Below are 638 nucleotides of genomic sequence, written 5' to 3'. Positions count from 1 at the left end.
CATCTAAGTACGAATAAAACATAGCGGCAATCTGATGGCGAAGAGGATCTGGTAAGCCATTTTCACCATCTTCTAATATTTCTGGAATACGCTCTTTGAATGCTGAGATACCTTTGGGAATGATGATGCCAAACTCTGCGAGTAGACCTCGTAGCATATTGCTGACAGCGGTTTGGTTATCGCTTAGGTGTTGACTGATCCTGTCTATCGATTGTAATCCTTGTTGTTCAACGGTTTTAACAGCGACACTTTTTACCTTTGGCTGCAGGCTTGCAGTGGCGATGGCAAGCGCATCATTTTGGTCAGTTTTGTGCCCCTGGCGAAAGGCTTTTACATGCTTGGGCGCGATTAACTTCGCCTGATGGCCTAGGCTTTGTGCATACCTTGCCCAATAATGGGCTGAGCCACACGCTTCAATCACCACTAGACTTGCTGGCTGCTTTGCTAACCATTCTTTGAGTTTTTGCCTGGTAAACGCTCTATCTGTACGAACTTTATTGTGCTTCATGCTCACTACATGGAAAGAACTCTTTGCGATATCGATGGCAATAATTGTATGATTCATTTTGTATGGACTCCGTCGTAAAGGTTTGGTCATTTTTACGTTACATCCCCGAGGGGAGGGAGTCCATACATCG

At 45.0% G+C, this 638-nt stretch carries 1 protein-coding gene; it reads right to left on the bottom strand.

What is annotated here, in order from left to right; translation table 11 throughout:
* A partial coding sequence (locus FE810_RS17005; protein WP_171022412.1) for an IS110 family RNA-guided transposase occupies positions 1 to 565 on the bottom strand: 565 nt, incomplete at its 3' end.
* Positions 566 to 638: the final 73 nt, after the last annotated feature.

This window comes from Thalassotalea litorea, assembly GCF_005843925.1.
Taxonomy (GTDB): Bacteria; Pseudomonadota; Gammaproteobacteria; order Enterobacterales; family Alteromonadaceae; genus Thalassotalea_A; species Thalassotalea_A litorea_A.
Note: the sequence above shows the minus strand (reverse complement) of the source record. Positions and strands in the feature narration are given on the sequence as shown.